At 53.3% G+C, this 22793-nt stretch carries 19 protein-coding genes and 1 pseudogene; 15 read left to right on the top strand and 5 right to left on the bottom strand.

Annotation, left to right across the window (positions count from 1 at the left end; genetic code table 11):
• Window positions 1-87: 87 nt before the first annotated feature.
• Both WLZ34_RS03840 and WLZ34_RS03845 read left to right on the top strand, forming a co-directional pair.
• Window positions 88-3522 (top strand): glucodextranase DOMON-like domain-containing protein, encoded by a 3435-nt coding sequence (locus WLZ34_RS03840; protein WP_434730795.1) that lies wholly within the window; start codon window positions 88-90, stop codon window positions 3520-3522.
• 61 nt (window positions 3523-3583) lie between these two features.
• Window positions 3584-4753, top strand: coding sequence for an ABC transporter ATP-binding protein (locus WLZ34_RS03845; RefSeq protein ID WP_434730796.1), 1170 nt, complete (start codon window positions 3584-3586; stop codon window positions 4751-4753).
• A gap of 5 nt (window positions 4754-4758) precedes the next feature.
• Here the strand turns inward: WLZ34_RS03845 and WLZ34_RS03850 are convergent, their stop codons facing one another.
• The 5 genes from WLZ34_RS03850 to WLZ34_RS03870 form a co-directional block, all read right to left on the bottom strand.
• Complete coding sequence (locus tag WLZ34_RS03850; protein WP_434730797.1) at window positions 4759-5625, bottom strand: ABC transporter permease subunit; 867 nt, start codon at window positions 5623-5625, stop codon at window positions 4759-4761.
• Window positions 5619-7061 (bottom strand): carbohydrate ABC transporter permease, encoded by a 1443-nt coding sequence (locus tag WLZ34_RS03855; RefSeq protein WP_434730798.1) that lies wholly within the window; start codon window positions 7059-7061, stop codon window positions 5619-5621. The genes WLZ34_RS03850 and WLZ34_RS03855 overlap by 7 nt, the downstream gene beginning before the upstream one ends.
• A 32-nt stretch (window positions 7062-7093) precedes the next feature.
• Entirely contained in the window at window positions 7094-8629 is a 1536-nt protein-coding gene (locus WLZ34_RS03860; protein ID WP_434730799.1) for an extracellular solute-binding protein, read from the bottom strand.
• Between the two features lie 97 nt (window positions 8630-8726).
• Complete coding sequence (locus WLZ34_RS03865) at window positions 8727-10844, bottom strand: hypothetical protein (protein WP_434730800.1); 2118 nt, start codon at window positions 10842-10844, stop codon at window positions 8727-8729.
• Complete coding sequence (locus tag WLZ34_RS03870) at window positions 10841-11170, bottom strand: hypothetical protein (RefSeq protein ID WP_434730801.1); 330 nt, start codon at window positions 11168-11170, stop codon at window positions 10841-10843. The genes WLZ34_RS03865 and WLZ34_RS03870 overlap by 4 nt, the downstream gene beginning before the upstream one ends.
• Before the next feature lie 105 nt (window positions 11171-11275).
• Here WLZ34_RS03870 and WLZ34_RS03875 point away from each other — a divergent pair, with 105 nt between their 5' ends.
• From WLZ34_RS03875 to WLZ34_RS03935, 13 genes and pseudogenes are all read left to right on the top strand, one after another.
• The gene (locus WLZ34_RS03875; RefSeq protein ID WP_434730802.1) at window positions 11276-11734 is read left to right on the top strand and encodes a hypothetical protein; all 459 of its coding nucleotides are present in this window, start codon (window positions 11276-11278) and stop codon (window positions 11732-11734) included.
• Window positions 11735-11738: 4 nt separating this feature from the next.
• Window positions 11739-12128 carry a NifB/NifX family molybdenum-iron cluster-binding protein gene (locus tag WLZ34_RS03880; protein ID WP_434730803.1) on the top strand — a complete coding sequence of 130 codons (390 nt, stop codon included), beginning with the start codon at window positions 11739-11741 and terminating at the stop codon, window positions 12126-12128.
• Window positions 12129-12141: 13 nt separating this feature from the next.
• Window positions 12142-13266 carry a glycosyltransferase gene (locus WLZ34_RS03885; protein ID WP_434730804.1) on the top strand — a complete coding sequence of 375 codons (1125 nt, stop codon included), beginning with the start codon at window positions 12142-12144 and terminating at the stop codon, window positions 13264-13266.
• Window positions 13242-13673 carry a hypothetical protein gene (locus WLZ34_RS03890; RefSeq protein ID WP_434730805.1) on the top strand — a complete coding sequence of 144 codons (432 nt, stop codon included), beginning with the start codon at window positions 13242-13244 and terminating at the stop codon, window positions 13671-13673. Before WLZ34_RS03885 ends, WLZ34_RS03890 begins: the two co-directional genes overlap by 25 nt.
• A 235-nt stretch (window positions 13674-13908) precedes the next feature.
• A pseudogene (locus tag WLZ34_RS03895) lies at window positions 13909-14031 on the top strand (glycosyltransferase family 4 protein); the annotation flags it as partial.
• A 71-nt stretch (window positions 14032-14102) separates the two neighbouring features.
• Entirely contained in the window at window positions 14103-14921 is an 819-nt protein-coding gene (locus tag WLZ34_RS03900; RefSeq protein ID WP_434730806.1) for a glycosyltransferase family 2 protein, read from the top strand.
• The gene (locus tag WLZ34_RS03905) at window positions 14918-16045 is read left to right on the top strand and encodes a glycosyltransferase family 4 protein (protein WP_434730807.1); all 1128 of its coding nucleotides are present in this window, start codon (window positions 14918-14920) and stop codon (window positions 16043-16045) included. The genes WLZ34_RS03900 and WLZ34_RS03905 overlap by 4 nt, the downstream gene beginning before the upstream one ends.
• 201 nt (window positions 16046-16246) lie before the next feature.
• Window positions 16247-17080, top strand: coding sequence for a glycosyltransferase (locus tag WLZ34_RS03910; protein WP_434730808.1), 834 nt, complete (start codon window positions 16247-16249; stop codon window positions 17078-17080).
• Window positions 17077-18315, top strand: coding sequence for a glycosyltransferase family 4 protein (locus tag WLZ34_RS03915; protein WP_434730809.1), 1239 nt, complete (start codon window positions 17077-17079; stop codon window positions 18313-18315). Before WLZ34_RS03910 ends, WLZ34_RS03915 begins: the two co-directional genes overlap by 4 nt.
• A complete protein-coding gene (locus WLZ34_RS03920) occupies window positions 18278-19150 on the top strand; it encodes an FkbM family methyltransferase (protein ID WP_434730810.1) in 873 nt (290 codons plus the stop codon). Before WLZ34_RS03915 ends, WLZ34_RS03920 begins: the two co-directional genes overlap by 38 nt.
• Window positions 19151-19167: 17 nt before the next feature.
• Window positions 19168-20262: a glycosyltransferase family 4 protein gene (locus WLZ34_RS03925; protein WP_434730811.1), complete on the top strand. Its 1095-nt coding sequence runs from the start codon at window positions 19168-19170 to the stop codon at window positions 20260-20262.
• A gap of 255 nt (window positions 20263-20517) precedes the next feature.
• Window positions 20518-21990, top strand: coding sequence for a hypothetical protein (locus WLZ34_RS03930; RefSeq protein ID WP_434730812.1), 1473 nt, complete (start codon window positions 20518-20520; stop codon window positions 21988-21990).
• A gap of 166 nt (window positions 21991-22156) precedes the next feature.
• A complete protein-coding gene (locus WLZ34_RS03935; RefSeq protein WP_434730813.1) occupies window positions 22157-22774 on the top strand; it encodes an FkbM family methyltransferase in 618 nt (205 codons plus the stop codon).
• Window positions 22775-22793: the final 19 nt, after the last annotated feature.

Below are 22793 nucleotides of genomic sequence, written 5' to 3' on the forward strand. Positions count from 1 at the left end.
CTTTAAACAAACGTTTTAAGCGTTTCATCATACAAAAACAATTTAAGTTTTAAAACTTGTGGCTTCAAGATAAAATTGGGTGGTATATTGAGGAAAATACTGTTAGTTCTGCAACTCGTCCTCATTATGTCTATATTAGTGTCTGTACAACCAGTGATGGTCGGCGAGAGCCAGCCTATATACGTAGCCTTCATATGGCACTACCACCAGCCCTGGTACTACAGCCCCGACGGCACCTACTTCGTGTTGCCCTGGGTTAGGATGCACAGCGTTGGTAACTACTACAAGATGGCGTACATCCTCTCTAAATACCCGGACATCAAGGTCACCTTCACGTTCTCGGGCTCGCTCCTCTACCAGTTGGTCGACTACGTCACCACCGGTAGGATGGACAGCTACCAGATACTCGCCTACAAGGTGGCGAACAACGAGAACCTGACAGCCGAGGACGTATACAACATGATCAAGATACCCGGCGGTTTCTTCGACATAAACTGGAACAGGATCGTGAACGTCATACCTAGGTACACGGAGCTGAGGAACGCGGCTCAGTCCGCGTTCCAGATCTGCAGCGCGCAGCCGCTGACACAACAGGAGTTCATCAAGTGCGTGGCGAACCAGTTCACTGCGGGCAACTACTCCTCCCAGAGGGTGATAGACCTAGCAGTCCTCTTCAACCTGTTCTGGATAGACCCCCAGGTCGCCAGGGAGCAGTACCCGCAGGTATACGACCTGATGCAGAGGGCTAAGTCCTCGGCCAACCCCATGTTCACAAGGGACGACCTGAAGCTCGTCCTCAGCGTTCAGAAGGACATAATGTCGAAGATAACCGGCATATACAGGGACCTGGCCGGCAAGGGGCAGGCGGAGCTCATACCAGTGCCATACAGCCACCCCTTGGCACCCCTCATAGCCGACTTCGGCTGGAGTAGCGACTTGGTAGCCCACATAACCAGGAGCATAGAGCTCTTCAAGACGTACTTCAACTACACTCCCGTCGGCGTCTGGCCGGCTGAGCAGGCGGTGAACGACTACGTACTGCAGGCGTTCGCCTCGGCCGGCATGACGTGGACTGTCACCGACCAGTCTATTCTCGCAGCGACGGGCGTGGACGCCTCGGATATAAACAACTACGGCGTACCCTGGTACGCCGACTACGGCGGGTCGAGGATATACGTATTCTTTAGGAACACGGACATCAGCAACATGATAAGCTTCCAGTACAGCGCCTGGGCGACGGACTCGGCTGTAAACGACCTCGTGAACAGGGTCAAGGCGTCAGCGTCTAGCGCGGCCGGTCCCAGGGTCGTAGTCATAGCACTCGACGGCGAGAACCCGTGGGAGAACTACATCAACTTCGGCGACGACTTCCTGAACAAGCTCTACAGTACGCTCGAGCAGCTCCAGAGCCAGGGCGTCATTAAGACCGTTACTCCAGGCGAGTTCGTCAAGCTCTACTCCAGCACGGCGAAAGAGCTGCCGCCGAAGCAGTACCAGTACTTCGACCTGGCTGGGAAGGACATATCCAACATACCGCCCGACAGCTACGGCGACGGCTACTCCATGCTACCCGTGAAGACGGTCAGCGGGAGAATACCCGAGGGTTCTTGGGGTGGCAACCTCGCAATGTGGATCGGAGACAGGCAGGAGAACGTGGCCTGGATGTGGCTGGCTAAGGCGAGAGACGAGATCCTGTCTAAACTAGGCGTCTCAACGCTCGTGGACGCTATCAAGGTCAGCAAGGACGTCGCGGAGTACCTTCTGAGGGCCGAGGCCAGCGACTGGTGGTGGTGGTACGGGCAGGAGACGGGCTCGGCGCAGACCTTCGACCCGATCTTCAAGGGCTTCCTGAGAGAGGCCTACCTTAAGGCGGGCCTGACGCCGCCGGCTTACCTGAACGTGACGGCGTACCCCGACGGCCAGCCCATTGGCTGGCTCAACCCGGACGTGCCCAAGCCGGTCCCGTCCAGCCCGTTGGGCAACAAGCTCTCGGACTGGAACAGCCTTGTCTCCGCGGGCACTGCGCTGGCCCTCCCAGTCGAGCCCAGGTTCGTGGACTACGCCTACGTGGGAGTTGACGGCAGTAACCTCTACCTCGCGGCCCACTTCACAACCGCCTCGACGAACAGCGTGGCCGTCTTCTACATGCCCTCCCCCAAGGTGAGCCTCTCGCCGTTCAACCCCGGCTACAACGTTTACCCGGAGAACAGCACGGCGGACCTAGGCGTCTACCTGGTGTACGCTGTCAAGGTCGACCAGGCGACGGGCAGCGCAGTGGTGCTGAAGGCGGACGGTAGGGGAGGCTGGGTCACCGTCGGCACGGCTTCGAGCAAGCTCGTCCAGGACAACGGGACGCTAGTAAACGTAGCAGTCCCCTGGAGCACGCTCAACTTCACCCAGGGCGACAGAGTCTACATCACCGTCACCTCCTACGCGAACGGGCAGTATGTGGGCTCCTCGACCAGGCTTGGGCTGGTCTACCTGGTGCAGGTGCCGAGAGGTGCGGTTGGAGGAGCGGTAGTCTTCGACATGAAAGACCCTGTCGGAGACGATGACGGGCCGGGAGGCTACGTCTACCCGAAAGCGAACGTCTTCGTGAAGGGGGTCTTCGACTTGACGGAGTTCAAGGTCGTCGACGCTGGGGACAAACTAGTGTTCACGGTAACAGTAGCTAACCTAGGCGGCAACCCGTGGAACGGGCCCAACGGCTGGTCGCTACAGTACGTACACATATACATACACACGACTATGAGCGGGGGTAGGACCGACACCTACGGGCTGAACGTCAACCTGTCTACTGATAGCGCCTGGCACATAGCTCTCCTACTAGTGCCTGGTTGGGGTACGGACCCGGTGCCCAAGGGCGAGAGATCGGCCCTCTACTACTACAACGACACGGTTGTAGCCCAGGACACCAACGGCTTCAAGGTGTACGCCGACCCGACCTCGAACTCTATGATTGCCGAAGTACCGAAGTCCATGTTGTTCGACTTGTCCAACGTCAACCAGTGGAGGTTCGCTGTGGCCGTCACGAGCTACGACGGCTATTCGGCTACCAAGGTGAGGGCTTTCAGCGTGGACGCGGAGCAGTGGGTGTGCGGTACTGGCAGCAAGTACGCCCTGGCGGTGGCGAAGGGTGTGGCACCCTTCGTCTTCGACATCCTTGCCCCGACTGCCAAGGACCAGTACGAGATGCTCAACTCCTTCGACCCTAACACCGGGAAGCTGGCGGTCGTAGTCGGTTTCGGCCCGTCGTACACTACGTACACCCCGCCCACGGCAACGACCACTACGACTACTACAACTACCACGACCACACCGCCTCTGACCACGACCACCACGACCTTCACCACCACTACTACGACTACCACGACGACAACCACTACAACACCGGTCACACCACCTGCCACTACGCCGGCTACACCGCCCGCGGGCGCGCCAGCAGTTGAGCTGTGGGTAATCGTCGTAGTAGTGGTCGTCGTCTTGGCAGCGGCGGTGCTCCTCGGGTTGAGGGCGAAGTAGCTTGAGTTCAAAAGTTTTTTCACACCCGTTCACACAAATAATCTGTGGGTGAGTGGTCTAGTTGGCTAGGGTTAGGCTCGTCAACGTCGTTAAAAGGTACGGGAGGGTCGTAGCGGTAGACCACGTCAACCTCGACATAAGGGACGGGGAGTTCTTCGCTCTACTCGGCCCGTCTGGTTGCGGTAAGACCACCACTCTGAGGATAATAGCCGGGCTCGAGACCCCTGACGAGGGGGAGGTCTACATAGACGACAGGCTCGTGAACGACGTACACCCCAAGGACAGAGACGTAGCCATGGTGTTCCAGAACTACGCTCTCTACCCCCACATGACCGTCTTCGACAACATAGCGTTCCCCCTGAGGGCCAGGAAGAAGCAAGTCGGCTTGACCGAGGACGACATAAGGAGCCTCGTGGTCTCCGTAGCCGAGTTCCTGGGCATTAAAGAGCACCTGGAGAAGTACCCGTCGCAGTTGAGTGGAGGGCAGCAGCAGAGGGTGGCGCTGGCGAGAGCCCTGGTGAGGAAGCCCAAGGTCTGGCTGCTGGACGAGCCTCTAAGCAACCTGGACGCGAAGCTGAGGGTGGCTATGAGGACCGAGCTAAAGAAGATCCAGATGAAGCTGGGGATAACCACGGTCTACGTGACGCACGACCAGGTAGAGGCCATGAGCATGGCGGACAGGATAGCTGTCATGAACGCCGGTAGGGTCCTCCAAGTCGGGTCGCCGAGCGAGCTGTACCACAAGCCGGCCGACACCTTCGTGGCGACGTTCATAGGCTCTCCGCCGATGAACCTCCTCCCGTGTAGGGTGAGGGAGGTCGAGTCCGTTGAGTACGCGGTCCCCGAGGAGCTGTCCGGTGGTGTGATGGGCTCGGGTAAGGTTAAGACGGCCTTTAGGCTCGAGTGCCCCGGCGTCGCGCTACCTATCGAGCCGGGGATCGCCTCCAAGATAGCGGGCGCAGGCGTGGACGAGGTCTACGTAGGTATTAGGCCGGAGCACCTGGCTCTCTCGGGTAAGAGGGTGAGGGAGGTCGCGGTGACAGAGACGACGATCGAATTGGTGGAGAACCTCGGCTCCGAGGCCATTGCGACGACGAGGCTGGGCGACGAGCTCGTCAAGGTGAAGTTGACAGGGGAGACCAGGTTCAAGCCGGGCGACAAGGCGTACCTCTTAATCGACCCGAGGAGGGTGCTGGTATTCGATAAAAAAACAGGTAAGCTTATAGTCTAGTTTTTTCAGCCTCGCACAGCCCCCATTCTCATCGCTTCGCCGATGTACCTCTGCGCCACTACGTAGATCACTATCGTGGGTATAGCGAAGAGTATGGCGTTAGCGGCGAACCTGGCCGGGAGCTCCAGTCCCCTGGCCCCGAAGGCGGTCTGGAAGATGTACTGCGCCAGCGTGCTGACGCCGAGGAAGTTAGCTAGGATGAACTCGCCCCAGGCGCTCATGAACGCGAACAGGGTTATTATGATGATTGCCGACCTGGAGGCGGGCAGAATCACCCTGAACACGATCGTAGTCCAGCTCGCGCCGTCCATGAAGGCGGCCTCGTCCAGCTCCTTCGGTAGGCTGTCGAAGTAGGTCTTCAGCAACCAGGTCATGAAAGGTACCAGCCCGGAGCTGTAGATCACCGGGAGTACGAACATGTTCCCCAGCACCGGTACGCCCATGGCGTTGAGCCTCAGCAGGAATATGTACAGCGCCACCGTCGCCATGATGCCGAAGCCGCCGCCCACCTGGCTCATTATCAGGTAGACGTAGAGCAGGGAGTCCCTGCCCCAGAACCTGAACCTCGAGAACCCGTAGGCGGCTGGCGTGATTACGATGACCGATATCAGTATGGTGAGGAACGCTACGACGAGGCTCGTGACGAGAGACTTGACGAACTCCGGGTCCCTCAGGACCTGGACGTACCTCCATGGGTCCACCCCGTACTCCTCCAGCTGGCTGAGGCTGGTTAGGAATATCCCCTCCTTCCCAAGGACCGACATGAGGAACGCGTAGGCTACCGGGTACAGTAGTATCGAGACTACCAGTACGCCGGCTACCGTCAGGGCGACTCTCAGCATTATGCTAGTGAAGGTGATAGACCTCACCACCCTCTACCACCCCTCCTACTGTAGTAGAACCATAGAGCTACGTACGCGAGTATTATCAAGACCACGACCACGTACGTCGCCGCCGCGTAGCCGTACTGCTTGTCTATGGTCACCCTGTCGTAGCCGAAGAGTAGCAGAACCTCGTTCGCGTTCCCTGTTGCGGAGCCGAGGTAGGGGACGGCTATAGTCTTTGTGGGCCCGCCGCCGTTTATGAGCAGCGGCACCATGAAGGCCTGGAGAGAGGCGCCTGTTGTCAGTATTGTGGCTAGTACCAGGGGCCTGGATACCAGCGGTAGAACCACGTGCCTCATCCTGAAGAAGAGGCTGGCCCCGTCTATGTAGGATGCCTCGATCAAGTCCTTGGAGACGCCCGAGAGAGCCCCCATTGTCACGGTCATTATGAACGGGTAGGCTAGCCAGGCCTCGAACAGGTTGTAGACTAGGAAGGCGTGCCACTCGTTGTTGTTTATGTCTAGGTGGAACGCCGCGCCCAGTGGTCCGCTGGGGTAGAATATGTACTTCCACATCATTCCAGAGAGGAGTATCGGTAGAGCCCACGGCGTAAGGAGCAGGCCTCTCCACACCCTCCTACCGTAGACTAGCGGCGTGGAGTACAGGAAGGCCAGTAGTACTCCGACGGAGACTTTCAAGGGGACGCTCGTAGCCACGAAGAGGAGCGTCTTGTAGAGCGAGTAGACGAACCTGGGGTCCGTGAAGAGCTTCTGGAAGTTGCTCAAGCCCGCGAAGTGCATCTCCACGCCGTACTTGTCGGCTTCTAGGCTCTTGATCACCGAGTTGAAGTAGCCCTTGTAGTCCGTCTCGATGGACTTGAAGTACGCCTCGCTAGCCGAGACGATGCTCAGCCCCATCGACGTCAAGTTGAGTATCCTGTTGGGGTCCTGTAGCGTGGGGAGGTAAGAGGAGAGCTCCATGAGCCTGGTCAGGTTAGACTCTACGGCAGAGCTGATAATGGTCTTGTCCGTGGGGTACCCCAGGGCCGTGCAGTTGAACGCCTTCTCGAAGTCGCTCAGTATACTCGGCAGCATGTTCGCCTTGTTGTAGAGGTCTGAGACCGCCAGCTGGTACTCGAGGCTCGAGGGGCTCGTCCCGTTAGAGACCATGTTGTATATGTTCGCGAGGCTCTGGTTTATCGAGGTCAACAGCTCGTCCACGCGCTTGACCGTGCCAACGGCCCTCTCGACGTACGACGCGTTGTCTCTGAGGGCCTCCGCGCACGCTATGGCGTTGTTGATCGACCCGACTAACTGTGGGTTCGGGGCTATGTTTACGTCGTTCGCGTTAGTGAAGGCTATCCCTATCGAGAATAGGATTGGCCATACAGAGAAGAACAGGTAGAGGGCTATACTAGCGACGACGAGAGAGTAGGCTACTCTCCTAGGGTAGAGTACCTCGGCCCTGGTCTTGCGAGAGGGCATCTTGACCCCCCGATGGGAAGTCGGGAAAAAAGCTACGTGGTCAACGTAGACAGGGCCTGCACTATAGCGGCGTAGGCCTGGTCTAGCTGCGGCCCGACCTGGGCTACGGCTGCCTGTATAGCCTCGCTCTGCGGCTTACCGGCGCTCATGGCACTGGTGTACGCGTTTATGACGGCGTTCAGGTAGGTGCCCACGTTCCACACGACGTCCATCTTGGGCGAGTTCGGCATCGGGGTACTGTTGATGACCGCCTGAGCGAAGCCGTAGACGATGGGGTACTTGTCCTTGTTGGCCTCGAGGTACTGTAGAACGCTCAGTTTGACGGGGACGTAGCCGTTCTCGACCATGAGAGTCTTGAGGTCGTCGTCGTTGAGCCCGACGTAGAGGGTGAAGAGTATGGACGCAAGCACCCTGTTCTTGCCGCCCTGCTCAGCCAGGGCTGTTATGTACATGTTCCTGAAACCGCTGAACGGCTTTGGTATGTACTTTGTGTTGTTTACGATGATCGGCGGTATCGCCTCGACGATCACGTTGTTAAGACCGATGGTCTGGTTTATGCCGGCCAGGTTCCAGGGGCCTGTTATGATCATTGGGGCCTTCTCGGTGAAGAACAGGTTGGGCTGAGTGGGTGCGCCCAGGTCCTGGTAGTAGAGGTAGGGCAGTATGTTCTCGATGAAGAATACCAGGCCCTCTTTCGTCTGCGTCGAGTTGACACCTATCGTGTCGGTTAACTGGTCGTACCAGTACCCTCCGAACGCTGTTATCCACGGGTATATGTGGTAGGGGTCTATCTGGTACGCCAGCCCGTACTTCTCCTGCGCCGGGTTGTAGAACTGCTGCATTATGGCCTTCATCTCGTCGAATGTGGTCGGGGGCGTCGAGACCATCTTCTTGTTTATGATCAAGGCTATGGCCTCGCCAGCGTATGGTACGCCGTACATCTTGAGCTTGTACGTGACGGCCGCGCCGGCCACGGGTAGGAGCTGGGCCCTGATGTCCTGGATCGACTCGGGCGGCAGGTACTTGTCCAGGGCGACTATCCTACCGGCGTCGGCGAAGCTGCCTATCCAGTCGTGGGCCCACGTGAAAACGTCCGGGCCGGCGCCCGGCTGCCCCACGGCCACGGCGGCTATCACAGCGGACTTCAGGGAGTTCATGTCGGCGTAGGGCTTAACGGTGACCTTGATGCACGGGTACTCCTTCATGAAGTCCTGTATAACCTTGTTGAAGGCCGGTATCTCGTTGCTAGCCAGGGCGTGGCCGAATATTATCTCGACGCTGCCAGCCGGTATACTCCCGGACTTGCACGCGGCGACGAAGTTTGCCAGGTCGCTGGAAACCCTGATAGTAGTGTTGCCTATGGTGAGGGTTGGAACGGCCGGCGTAGTAGTCGTTGTCGTGGTGGTCGTAGTGGTGGTCGTGGTCGTAGTAGTCGTTGTCGTCGCGGGCGGGGTGGTCGTGGGGGGCGCTGAGGGTTTAGAGGTCGCGAAGTACATCGCCACGCCTATCGCTGCTAGAACGATTACGATAACGATCAGTACGGCTTGTACCTTCGTTAACGCGTACATAGCGCACTCGCCAATATATAAAATCATTACACGCAATTATTTAAACGTGTTTGGTCGGCGCGGAGAGGGGCGCCCGCGGGCTCCTTGAATTGGGTGTTTAAATAACGTAGAGGACTGACAGGCCGCTGACTACCCCCGGGGTCGCTTCATCTACCGGTTTAACCACTAGGGCGTAGAACCCTTTCTCGAGCCACGCCGGGAGCTCGAGGCTGTTGAGGCCAGGGCTCAGAACAAAGCTCAGTACAGGGCTGGAACCCATGTCGTAGACCAAGACCCCGTTCCATGGGCGCAGCCTCACCAGTACGGCCTGGAGGCTGGCGTTGTACGTGTTGACCAGCGTCACGTTGTAGCCCCTGTAAGCGTAGGCGTACAAGGGCTGATCGTACCCCCCGTACGACAGTACTACCGGTGGCCTTGCGGGGGAGACGAACACCCTCAACGTAGCTGAGCCGTTGTAGAGTGACAGGACTATAGGGGCGGGGGGTGCTGGGAGGCCTAGTCTCACGGCGTAGGCGGTCAAGTTGAAGTACAGCGGGCTTCCGACAGTAGACGGGACGCTGCTCCCAGTGCACGTCAGGTTCCAGGAGGACTCCACCGGCGTGCGCGCGAGCGTGTCCAGTACTATGAGGTCGCGGGTCGGCGCGTAGAGGACTGTGGACGACCCGTACCCGAGCTCTACTCGGACTCCCCCAGCCGCGCTGACGTTGAGGAGGGCCCTCGGAGTCAGGTAGTCCGACACGACCTTGTAGCCCAGCGTGTACCACGGCTTCTGGAGGAGGGGTGGGGGGCTGTAGTCGACGAGTCTCTCTACAGTGGCGTTGAAGGACTCGGGGACGGGGGCGGCGACGTAGGGGGGTGGGGCCACGGTGAGGGTGTCGAGCGCCAGGGTCACGGCTACGCTGGCTACGGCTACCTGCTCTGTGAGCGGCGGGAACAAGTAGGTGCCCGCCGCTAGGACTACAAGGTAGTCGCTCGTGGAGAAGACACCCGCCGCGTTGGCCGTGTAGAAGGGCCTCCCCGGGAGCGAGGATATGACGGTCGCGTTGGTGAAGGAGTACAGCCTGGTGGAGTTGAAGCCCCCCGACACCCCTGTCTTGACCACGTAGGCGTTGAGGCTGGCGTTCGAGATGAAGGTGGAGTAGGGGGCGAGCACTACGGGGGTAAGGGTCGGGAGGCCGAGGTAGTCGTCCAGCACAGCGTCGCACGCGTTGGTGCCGGGGACGTAGAAGGGGACGGTCACAGTGGGGTTCGGGGGGAAGACTATTGCGGGTAAGCGGACCTCGACAGAGGCGGTCCCGTTGAGTAGCAGGGCGTAGGGGCCGGCAGGCTTGAACCTGAGGGCCACGTAGAAGGACGCCAGGGGTATGGTGGTGCCCGACTCCAGGCTGGGGTACCAGTAGTACACGTAGCCCTTGCTGAGGCCGTAGACCTCTATGTAGAGGTCGACGGGGTAGCCCCCCAGGTCCAGCCTCTTGTAGTAGAAGACCTTGTCGAAGAAGCCGGCCTCCTGGAGGGAGCAGGGGATGACCGCCCAGCCGCCGATGTCGAAGTACACTGCGGGGCAGCTGTTGTATGGCCAGCCAGCCTGTTTCACGGTCAGGTACAAGGTCAGTTGCGTGCCGAGCCTGACCCTCGTGTAGTTGAGGGGGCTGGAGCCCGAGAGTACCAGCAGGGGCGAGTTGCTCAGTGGGTCGTAGACCTCTCTGAGGCCCGCGGGACCCCACACTAGGGGGCCGGCAACTCTCAGGGAGTCCACGACGTCCCGGTCTATGAACGCCCTCCCCGCCAGGGCAGGGTTGAGGGAGGCGAGTAGGGGGTCTCTACCGGGCGTGTAGACGTAGGTGGCGCCGTTCCCCGTCACCAGGATGGGCCTGAAAACCTCCCCGCTGTAGCCGCGTACAAGGGGTAGCAGCGTCGAGTTGAGGACCGGCAGGTCCAGCTCCCTCACGTCCACGGTCCCGTTCGAGTACTCCAGCAAGAGGTGCTTGAGGGTGAAGGGCCTGAGGGGCGTGACGTTCAGGTAGAGGGTGTCCCCGGACAGGGCGAGCGTCATCAGGGGCGGGCTCGAGGCCTCCCCCAGCGCACCCCCCGCTCTACTGGCGGCGTAGTCGAAGGTGTTCGAGAACTCCAACAGCTTCCCGGCTACCGCCAGGCCCACGACTACCATCGCTATGAGGGCGAGGTAGAGGCCCACCACTGTGCTGACCGCTCTCAAGGCGACGCCACCAGGGCCCCTCTACTCGTCTCGAGCACGAGCCTCCCGTCGCTGCTAGGGGCCCTCACGAGCGCCCCGTCCACCAGCCTGTCCACGAGTGTCCACGACCCGCTGACGTAGGCCTCGACCCCGCTCTTCAGCGCGGCGGGGCATCCCTGGTAGTAGGCGTACACGTAGCCGCCGCTGTAGGCCACGTAGGCGAGCCTCCCGCACTGGTACTCCACCCCGCTGAGAGCCCCCTCGGCGTTGATGACCGAGGCCAGCACGAGCCCGAAGCCCGCGAGCGTAGCTAGGAGGGCTAGAGAGGCAGCGACGAACTCCTCCACTAGACCACCCTACCCTAAGGCCGGCTGTTGAGGAGCCCAGTGGGGCGAAAGTTAGGGGGCCCCCGCTTCCAGTGAAAGCTTTTTATTCTCGCCGCCTCCATCAAGATGTCTTGCCTGGTGTGCTACCTCATGACCCTCGTGGCGGAGGGCCTTCTGGAGAGGGCGGTCGAGGGCCTCAGTAGGGAGGTCGAGTATAGGGCTAGAGAGGTTGTGGCGAGGGTGCTGCTACCGGAGAGAGTGGACGGCTCCGTGGTCGAGAAGTACCTTAGGAAGGCCCTCCGCCACGGCGCCTGGAGGAGGCTGCCGGCACATAGCCGGGGCCTCCTGCTAGCCCTGAGGAGGTGGGGGGTGGTCAAGTCCCCCACGCTCAGGGCGGTCCTGAGGGAGGTCTTCCTCGAGATAGAGCTCTACACGCTCAGGGGTAGGGCCCTCTTCTATGGGGCTATAGTCGCCCTGGCCGAGGGCTGGGGCAGGCTGGGGGAACTGGTGTCCAAGGCCTCGAGGCTGCTCACCCTGGGCATATTCTACCTCAACCTCCCCACCCTCTACAGGTTCTACGGGTAGGGGTATGAGGTTCGCCTCGCCTGTAGTCAAGACCGGCAGGGGGCTGCTCCTGTCCCCGCACTTCGGGAGAGCGAGGCACTTCGCAGTGGTGGAGGTCGGCGAGGGGGGCTACAGGGTAGTCGAGGTCTTCGAGAACCCGGGGCTGGGGAGGGAGGGGTACGGGAGGGCTAGGGCCATAGTCGAGGAGCTGGCGAGGAGGGGCGTCGGCGCGGTCGTCGTCGGCGAGGTGGGCCCCGGCGCGTTCAGCCTCCTGAGGGAGAGGGGCTTCAGAGTGCTAGCCCCGAGGCAGGCACCCGGCAGGTTGCTGTCGATCGAGGAGGTGGCCGAGGCCGTAGGGAGGGGGGAGGTGGTGGAGCTGGAGGCCCCCAACGAGGAGCACGGGGGCGAGGGGTAGCCCTCGGGAGTCCATGGGGCTGGTAGACGCCCTCGGCGCGGCGGGCCTGGCCCTCTCCCTGGCCCACTTCGCCTTCCCCCTGGCCTACTACGCCTACTTGAAGGCGAGGTGGCTCGGCCGCCCTTGGGGCCTGAGGCTTGACCCGGGCTACAGGCCCCGGGTGACGGTCGTCGTCCCGACGTACATGGAGAGGGGGTTGATAGAGGGCAAGCTGGAGAACGTCTACGAGCAGGACTACCCGAGGGAGCTGCTGGAGGTGCTGGTGGTCGACGGCGCTAGCGGCGACGGGACTGCGGAGGCCGCTAGGGAGTGGGCTGGGAGACACGGGGACCTGAGGGTGGAGGTGGTAGTCGAGCCCGCTAGGAGGGGGAAGGCCCCCGCCCTCAACGAGGCTCTGAGGCGGGCGGGGGGCGAGGTCGTGGTGGTGACGGACGCGGACTCCCTCTGGCCGAGGAGCGCTCTGAGCGAGGCCGTGAAGTGGCTGTCGGACGAGAGGGTGGCCGCGGTTTCCTGCCTCAAGCTGCCGGGGGGCGGGGCTGTGCCCGGGGTGGAGGAGGCCTACAGGGGCTTCTACAACACCGTCAGGCTCGCGGAGAGCAAGGCCTGGTCAACCCCCGTCTTCCACGGGGAGCTGGCGGCGTTCAAGAGGGGGTTTCTCGAGGAGATCGGCGGGTTCCCCACGGACGTCGGCGCGGACGACAGCTACACGGCGGTAGCGGCCGCCCTCGCGGGGTTCAGGGCTATAACGCCCGAGGGCCTCACCTGCGTGGAGTACGTCCCGGGGAGGGGCTACGCGGCCTGGAGGACCAGGAGGGCGCAGCACCTGGTGCAGAGCTTCGCCAAGGCGTTGAGGCGGCTGAGGGGCTCGAGGGCCCCGGGGCGCTTCAAGGCGGTGCTCCTAGCGGAGGCCTACCTCCACCTGGTGAACCCCTGGTTGCTACTCCTGGCGGCGGCGCTGCTCGCAGCCTCGGCAGCCGCGGGCGCGGTACTCCCCGCGGCCACACTAGCACTGGGGGCACTACTACTCCTCTACAAGCCCTACAGGGCGTGGACAGCGACACAAGCCTTCCTAATAACCGCGATGGTCAGAAACCTGTGGACCAAGGAACTAGTGTGGAGAAAGCAGAGAAAGTCGTGAAGCACCTAACGCGGCTAGCTATACTACCAAATACTCGACAGCAACCCCTATTCGGGAGGCTAAGGCTGCTACCGGGTGTACAACCACAGTACAGGGTTCACGTACACGAGTATACGAAAAACGAGGTGGAGGAACTACTCGCCGCAAACGGCTTCGAGATAATTAGAAGCTACTACTCGGCAATAAACGATCTAACGTACGTCGACGTCAGGGAACCTAGGCAACACCTCTCGCCTCCCAGTTACCCGAACTTGGCTAAACACGCGCTTGCCAACCCGACCAGAACGAACGCGGCAAGACTACTAGCATACCCCCTCGTAAAGCTAGTACCATCACTAAGACAGCTAATCGTCATAGTAGCAGAAAAAGTCGGAGAGCCCGAGACGACACCCATAGAGAGGTGGTAGCATACAGAGTTACCAACGTGGGTGCATCCTGGAGGGCGAGGAGATTCTCCAACCCTAGCGGGCACACGAAGCCCTTAGCGTTTAGAGCTCTAAGAGAGCTACTCCAATACCGGCGCTTCACAGTAGTCAAGGTGAGTGTACCTTCAGAAGTAGAACTTGGGGAGCTAGCACACCTAGACAAGCTATTTTCAAAAATACCATCACTAGCAAGGAGAATCGTAGTATTAGCGAGGAAATGAAGATAGTCCACGTAGCGCCCTTCTACCACCCCGTGGTCGGCGGTGTCGAGGACGTGGTTAAGCACGTAGCCGAGTACATAACCGGTAAGGGCCGTGAGGTCTATGCGGTGACTTACAATGGGGTTGGAGGCGGGTTATGGCCTGTGTATTGATGCCGTCGTACGATAGGCCTAGTATCGTTGGTATGACTTTGCCTAGGTGGCTGGAGGCTAGGGGTGTCGATGGTGTTATTGTAGTTGCCGAGGCTTCAAACGAAGATACACTAGTCAAGTATGAACGTGTGCTCTCGAAGTATGATGACAAGGTTACTTATGTGCTCAATAAGGGCAGGCTTGGTTCGGTAAATGCTCGAAATAAGTTACTAGAGTTGGCATTCAGGAACAATTGTAGATATGGTCTAATGGTCGATGACGACTACTTGTTACCAGGTAGAGATGTCGTTAGGATGATGAAAGCATATCTAGATCGGTACCCGGACGTAGGCGCGGTGGGTGGTAGAGTAATTCCGTTGAGGAAGAGGGCCGTTGACCCGGACTTCTTCCTAAACACACCAATACCGATAGCAGACGCGGTAACGAAGATAACGGGCTACATATTCCTAGACGTGAGGAACGGGCCAAGATACGCAGAATACCTAACACATTTCTTCATGATACGCGGCGAATTGCTAGACAGGGTCAGGTACAGCAGGGTTTTCGAAACACCGACGGCGTTCAGGGAGGAGAGCGACCTACAGATGCAGATAAGGAAACTGGGCTACAAACTAATACTCGTACCCCGGGCCTACGTGTACCATCTAGCCCTCGAAGAAGGCGGTGACAGGCCGAAGATGAGCATGAGGGAGAGGATGTACTGGAAAAGCAGGAACCACACAAAATTCATCGCCAAGTGGGTTAAGTCGCCAATGATTAAGACCTGGTATATGCTAAACACAGCGGTAATACTCACACTATACAGGCCACATTACATCAAAACAGTACTAAAAGGAATAAGGGATGGGCTAACGTGAAAATAATACACATATTTCACCACTACTGGCCCGTGGTCGGCGGCCTGGAAAACGTGGTTAAGGCGCTGGCCGAGGGCATGGCTAGGCTTGGCCACGAGGTTCACGTGGTGACAAGCAACTACGGTGCTGAGGGTAGGCCTAGAGAGGAGGTTATTAGCGGTGTGCATATTCACAGGGTTAAGTCTACTAGACTTGGATACCCGGATTTAACATACCCTATCGAAGTTCCAAGAAGTGTTTTGAGAGATGCTGACGTTGTGCACGGCCACAGTCAAAACAGCCTCTTTACTGTGAAGGTGATTGAGCAGGCTAAGAAACTTAATATTATAACAGCGATGCACTTCATGGCTGTTGACGCTTTAAAAGATCACCCGAGCGCTTTGATTAGACTACTAGGCTCGTTATACTCTGATACCATGCTTAAGAGAGCTTTGAGCTCTGCTGATATCCGTTTAGCTCGTAGTCTCAGGGACAAGGAGTTAATTGAGAGTAAACTCGGTGTAAACGTTGAGTACGTACCAGATGGGGTACCAAAGTGGTTCGTAGAGCATGATCATGCCGGAAAATCGTTTAGGCAAAAATACGGCGTAGACGGTGACTATGTGCTCTACGTTGGTAGGCTTCACCCGTTGAAGGGTATCGACGTGCTGCTTAGGGCTATGCGCATAGTTGTTAGTAAAGTGGATCTCAGGTTGGTCATTGCAGGAACTGGCGATAAAAGGCCTTACGTAGAGCTAGCGCGTAGTCTAGGCGTGGATAAATACGTGCTCTTCCCGGGCTTCATTAGCGAGGAGGATAAGGTAGGGGCTATAGACGGGTCGGTATGTGTTGTCCTACCTAGCATAAGTGATTACGTTGAGGTCTACCCAATGGTTATATCAGAGGCTTGGGCGAGATCCAAGCCTGTTATAGCCTCCTCGGTTGGTGGCATACCCTATAGGGTTAAGCACATGGTTAACGGGCTTCTAGTACCGCCCAGAGACCCCAAAGCGCTTGCCGAAGCTATGATAGCATTAGTGCAAGATAGGGAGTTAAGTGTAAGGTTGGGGATGGAGGGTAGGAAATCGGTGTTTACCTGGGATGAGATAGTGAGTAAGCTACTAAGCATTTACACAGCTAGATGACAGTATGGGCAGAGTACTCTTAGCTGCTGGTGTAGTAGGGTCCACAGCCACCCATCTAGTCGATAGGCTCATTAGAGGGGGTTGCAAGGTTAGAGTCGTGCTTAGCCGATGGTTGGCTTTGCTATACCAGCAATGCCGGTTAACAACCTACTTATCTTCGGCAATCTCCGATATTCGAGTTGATAACTGATTAAGGCTTCTATGGACAGAGTTTCTATTGTTGTTCCGACGACGGATATTGAGAGATTAAAGTATCTCATCAAAAGCCTATCTACGCAAACCCTTAGACCCTACGAGGTTGTGATAGTCGCTAAGAACGTGAATGTGTTATACCTAGAGAGTACGTGTGAACGTCATGGCCTGAGGTGTGTGATCCTTGAGCAGGTGGAAGGCTTCTTTACAAGGGCTTTGAACATGGGTAGAAAAGCTGCTTCAGGGGATATAGTGGTGTTTACGGATGACGATGCAATAGCCCTGCCGAAGTGGGTTGAAAGATACGTTAAATTATTCGAGGTTTACGGAAGCGGAGTTGGATGCGTCTCCAGCAGAGATATATACATTGACCTTGAAAATCTCAGGTTGATGCCCACACCCGATGACAGGGCTCACGTGAAACTCTATAGATACTTAACAAGACCGCTATTCGAGAAACCACTGCCAATCCTAGAGAAGTACTGGTGCGGGGTCTACATAGGCAAGGACTACTACGTTAAGCACGGCCCCTGCATACCGAGCAAAGAATGCTACTCATTACCGTTTAGGGGAGTAAACATGGCTTTTAGGAAGGGGGCCATAGAGAACGCGAAATTCCCAGAGCATCCAAAGCTGAGAAGAGCTCCTGGCAATGAGCAGTATGTGGGCATCCAACTGATTCTCAAGGGGTGGGATTGCGTGTACACACCCAATAACCCTATACTACACATGTTCAGAGAGGAGAGCCTGTCACGCGGGGTAAGGGGTAGAAAGCTTGTTAACGAGGAACTTATCACGAGACGTTTATACGAAGAACTGTTAACCTCGGTGCAAACTAAATGAAAATCTTACATATTGTTCAACCACTTATCCCTGGAGGAGTATCTAACGTAGTTACTGGCCTAGTTAAAGCGTTTAATAAGATCGGTGTAGAGAACATAGTCGTAACATTTGAAAGATCTTCACCCGAAATCTTGAAAACACTTGAGGAGAGCAACGTGGAAATACTTAACGTGAATCTCATGTTACCCCCCTTCTCTTCTTACTTCTACGCTTTAGCTGTTTCAGAGAAAATAAAGAAGATAGTAACACGCGAAAAACCGGATGCTATAATGATCCATCCAGGATGGTTATCGATAATTTCACGTTTCCTGAAAACAGAATTACCCATAATAGTTACTGTTCATGGAACATATTTTAATGAATTGAAGTACATGAAGTACCATCCAATTGCTGGACTTGAAAAAATCAGGTATATGATGGGTATTCGCTTATCATTCGATATTGAAATATCACAATTAAGAACCGTGGCCCAGCTAAATAACACGCTTATATCGGCTGTATCGAAGAACACGAAGAGGGAGCTCGTGAACGCTGGTGTGCCGAGTCACAGAGTTTTCTCTATCTTAAACGGTGTTGATAAGGACTTGTTTAAGCCTATGAACAAGGACTATGCTAAAACAGTGGTTGAGGAGGTGTTTAGAGTTAAGCTCAAGGACAAGGTCTTGCTCCATGTGAACCCCGGGCCGATAAAAGGCACCCACATGCTTATAAAAGCACTTGCGATGGTGAAGAGGGTTTACGGAGAGAATATAACTCTTCTGGTAGCCGGTAGAATAGGCCCTAAAAGCTACAAAGAGTACGTTGAGGTGATGGTTAAAAGCCTTGGACTCGAGAACAACGTGGGGTTCCTGGGCTACGTGCAACAAGATAAACTACCCCTACTCTACAACGCGGCAGACCTAACAGTAGTACCCTCGTACTCGGAGGGAGGCCCTCTAATCACCCCAGAATCGCTGGCATGCGGAACACCCGTGGTAGCAACAAACGTTGGTGGGAACCCAGAGTACTTAGCTTTAGCAAACTTGAACAATCTATTGGCGAATATAGAATCATATGATTTCTCACGTAGTCTAGCTCTTAAGTTAATTGAGGGGGTTAAAAGAGATTATCATGTTAACAGTGTAGCAGTTCCATCATGGCATTCTACAGCTAAACTTTACCTAAAGGTGGCAGCCTCTTTACTATCAAGGCAAACCGATGATCTTCATGAAATTTGCAAGATTTTTACAATATAGAAAGATTGAGCTCCTAAATACGATTCTGCTAACTAGAAGAATAAATTCTAAAAAAGTTGCTATATGGTTATTGATAGATCTTCTAATAAAATGGTTTACTTATCCTATCAGTTCAACTAGAATTATTAAAATCGTAAATGAACATTTACACAAAATAATCTCAAAGTGCATACTAAGTAATAGAGCATTTTACTTCGATAAATCGCTAAACTTAATATATTTGGTTCCCGATTTAGAGGCCCTAAATGTACTATCACCTTATTTTGAGTTAGAAAACATGCATGAAGTTTTAAGCCAAGTTAAGAATAAACATAAGGGATTATTCATAGATGTAGGAGCCCACATAGGTAAATATTGTCTTCTGATGGCTAAGCTTAAGCCGAGTTGGCAAGTGGTATGTGTAGAACCTGCTAAACTAAATTATCATGTTCTTAAGTATAATGTGGTTCTAAACAGAATGAGAAACATTGTATTGTTAAATGTTGCTCTATCTGATACTAGGGGCGAAATATCATTATATTTAAGTGAGTATTCGGGGCGTCACACCATTAAAAGACCAATCAAACATGTTAGCGTTCAGCGGGTTCAAGCTTTAACACTTGATGACATAGTTCGAACCTATGGATGCCCGGACATAATAAAGATCGACGTTGAAGGTGCAGAGGTAGATGTTCTAAAAGGAGGAATAGAGTGTCTTGACAAGTGCTCACCAGCAATACTCATAGAGTTTAGGAAGGATACGTATTACGCGTTAAAACACTTATTAACGAAATTTTCATACGTGTGTTTCAAGACTCGGCCTGACTATATGTTTTGTCATAAATCATTAGATTAGATGCAGGGTTAAGAAAAATGACAAAGCCGAAGCTACTAATTATAGCACCATGCTTTGGAATAGGGGGCCCTTCTAATGCTCTTTACTTCATTAAATACCTTAATGATTACACGAAAACTCTATTCCCTGCAAACCCTATTCTTCGAGCTAGTCTTATAAATGTTGAAAAAGCTTTAAATACGAAAATAATAGTTTTCAACTGCAAAGTTAACCATTACGTAATGCAGGCTCTCGTTAGGCACGTTGTTGATGTATATAAACCAGACTACATAATATCTACTGCTCCAGAATTGCTATGCTTACAAAGTAGAAGGTTATTAGAGCGAACTTTGGTGATTCCACAAGGATTCCTTGAACCTATAGTTATTAGGTTTCAACCATTAGATATGAAGGCCCTTGCAACATATCCAGAGATATACCTTGTTTCTAGAAGCGTGGGAGCTTATGCTGCTATATCAAAGTATATGTACAAGAGAATAGTAGATGTCTTCAAACCAAAAAGAATCGCCTTAATATATAATCCCGTTATGGAACAATACTTCCAGCTAGGTGAAGAGAGAATTCAAAGACTATCACACCCATCAAAATTAAGATTGTTATATGTTGGTAGACTGGAAAGGTTGAAGGGGGTTCACAAATTAATTGAGTGGTTCCCTAGCGTACTAAGAGATTTTGGTGACGTGTCGCTACACGTAGTTGGTAGCGGCTCCTTATTAAACTATCTCCGGTATATGATTCGCAGACAGGGCTTAAGCAACAGGATTTTTATCCACGGCTTTGTTGACGGTAGTAGGTTATTAGAGATTTATCAGCATTCCAATATACTAGTAACAGCATCTTATTGGGAAAGCTTCTGTCTACCTGTAGCTGAAGCTGCTGCCTCTGCCATGCCCTCAGTTGTTAGAGAGGCATTTGCATTAAAGGAGCATATTGAATTAGGCTACGCTATTGGGTTTAGCGAAGATTCTGAGGATGCATTTGTAAAGGCTGTTGGAAAAGTGGTAGATAATTACGAAAGGTTATCTCATAGAGCATACAGTATAAGTAGGAGACTCTTCCACCCGTCAAAGGTGGCTGAAAGAGTTAACAAGATCCTTAAGTCCTTTTCGTGATCAAAGATGAAGCGAGACGTTAAGGCAATCGTGTTATTTGCTTTGCTGATTACTTCGTTGGAGATCTTATTCTCAACCCCTGTAATCAACTATAACGTTTTATCTCAGAGTATAGCTAATGGCAAAACCTACATCCTGTATCCTGGTCTATTCTCTATAAAAGTTTTTGTCACCCTTGCTCTCTTAAGCATTTTTCTTCTAATGAAAAATCGCTATTTGAATTTTATTGCCGTACTTCTAACGTTCATGTGGCATATGATCATAATTTTAAATCTCCTAGCTTTTGGGCTTGTTGTGGGAGATCAACCTAGGTTAGAGTTCTCAATAGGATCACTTATGGTGAGCGGTAAGATTACATCACTTGAAGAAGCGTCTGCACTGAGTGGCTATTTCAATTGGCCTTCTACATGGCTTTTAGAGGGCATTTTCTCTAATATTGTAGGTATGACTTCCTTTGATGCACCTGTTCTACTTATGGTAGCAAATTATCTTCTGCTTGGTTTAGCAATACTCACTGCCAGTCAGAAGATACTTCCAATGAGGGCTCAAAATATTGCATTAGCATCAATAATAGCTTATGCTACAATCGATCCTTATAAGATACTGCACTTCTGCCCACAAATATACGCGCTTACACTATTCTTACTTTTTATTTCAACTCTTCTTAAGAATCAACTAGCGGTACGAGATCTAATAACCTTACTGATTTTATCGGTAACCATAATAACATCTCATCCCTTAACTTCGTTAATCGTAGTTAGTGTAATGTCGGCTATGATGCTCTTCGTACTAATTAAGAGATCAAGAGAATTGCTGGGTTTACCGTTGCTCTCCATAAGTGTTATCATCCTCTTCATAGTATGGAACTTGAACTTTGAGAGCCTTATTAGATCCGTGTTAGTGGAACTCCTTGGTGAAGCCAAACTACAGTCTTTGCCACCAGTAGCTACAGTCCTAATATATGATGTTGATTTATTCTACAAGGCTATGGCTATTTATCGCTATATAAGTTTATTCATGTTAGGGTTGTTCACGTTAATATACGTAATCGCTATGGTCAAAAGTAGGGACTCGCTCAAGAATAGAGTCTTAATAATTATGGCTGGAGCATTAGTGGGATCACTTCCATTAAACTTTATTCCGGGGTCCTTTCTCCATAGATTACTATATTTCACTAGTACTATCATGGTAATGTTGGTTCCTGCATCTATCGCAAGTCTATCTCGGATTTTTGTGAAAAACGTCACTCCACGTATGCGATTCTTCATCAAATCCTCAATGCTCCTATTGCTAATAATAGTTCCTTATTTATCACATATAGCTTTACTAGAGTTCTTAACAAACAATAACCCTGTAACTATAGTACACTCCACCAATGAAATTATTACTGCTGCGTTTATGGCTAAGTATTACGAGATGCATCAGTGCATAGGTTCTCCCTCAGGTTCGATACATTTTGCCTTTATGGAGTTAAGACACGCTATCCCCTTCTGTACATATCTGATTGGAGGGCAAGCTAGTTTAAACGCATATTTATTATCTAAAGGGTTTGTGAAAGAATTCGTTGAAAAGGTGTATAATGGAGTTTATGTAGAGTCCCCACTGGAAAAATACATTGTGTATCACAATACACTGTTTCTAGATTTTAATAGTGTTGAGTCCATTTTGAATAGCAAAAGTGACATAGTATATGATTCAGGACTTTTCAAAATACGCGTGAACATTTAAGCTAAGTTTCAAGCTGTTATACGCAAGTTCATGATTATATAGAATGTGAACGCTGTAAATATGACTGCCATGGTTGGGCTACTAAGGGCTATTTTCTCTCATACGATTAATTTCTGGGGGTTCAAGAAGATTAGAGGAACAGCATGGATGCGCTCCCTACTTTATAGTGAGGGCTAACACTTCTGACTTGTTCCATGTCGCTTTAGAAGAAGATTATGAGCTTAGAACATGGTTCTTACCTTATGCAAAAGGAATCGTTGTTGATGTTGGTGCCTATATAGGCAAGTACACGGTGTTTGCTTGTAAGAAGGATGAGGTTGAACGGGTTGTAGCTATAGAGCCTTTGCTGCTCAACTTCCTTTCTCTGATGGCCAATGTAAGGCTGAATGAATACTCTGATAAAGTGGTGTTAGTGAATAGTGCTATTAGCCGAAGTAAGGGGTATGCCGAGATGTGTATACCCATTGGAGGTGTCTCTCAGTTAGGGCTCGAAACAGCACATATAATAAAGCAGAGTACAAAGTGCAAACCGAAATATGTTGTTGCAACAAATACTCTCGACGACATAACTGAGGGGTTGGAGAGAATTGACTTCCTGAAAATAGACATTGAGGGACATGTGATGGAGGCTCTGCCGGGGATTGTGAAAACTCTTAGTAAAACCAAGTACCTATTCGTAGAACTGTTGGGTAGAGATGTGAAAGCGGTAAGCGCCTTCATGCAATTGGGGTTTAGACTAAAGGATAGACATAACAGCAATTTCCTATTCGTGAAAAGCTCTTAAAACTCATACAGGTGTCCTG

The organism is Thermogladius sp. KZ2Tp1 (genome assembly GCF_051131135.1).
Lineage (GTDB): Archaea > Thermoproteota > Thermoprotei_A > Sulfolobales > Desulfurococcaceae > Thermogladius.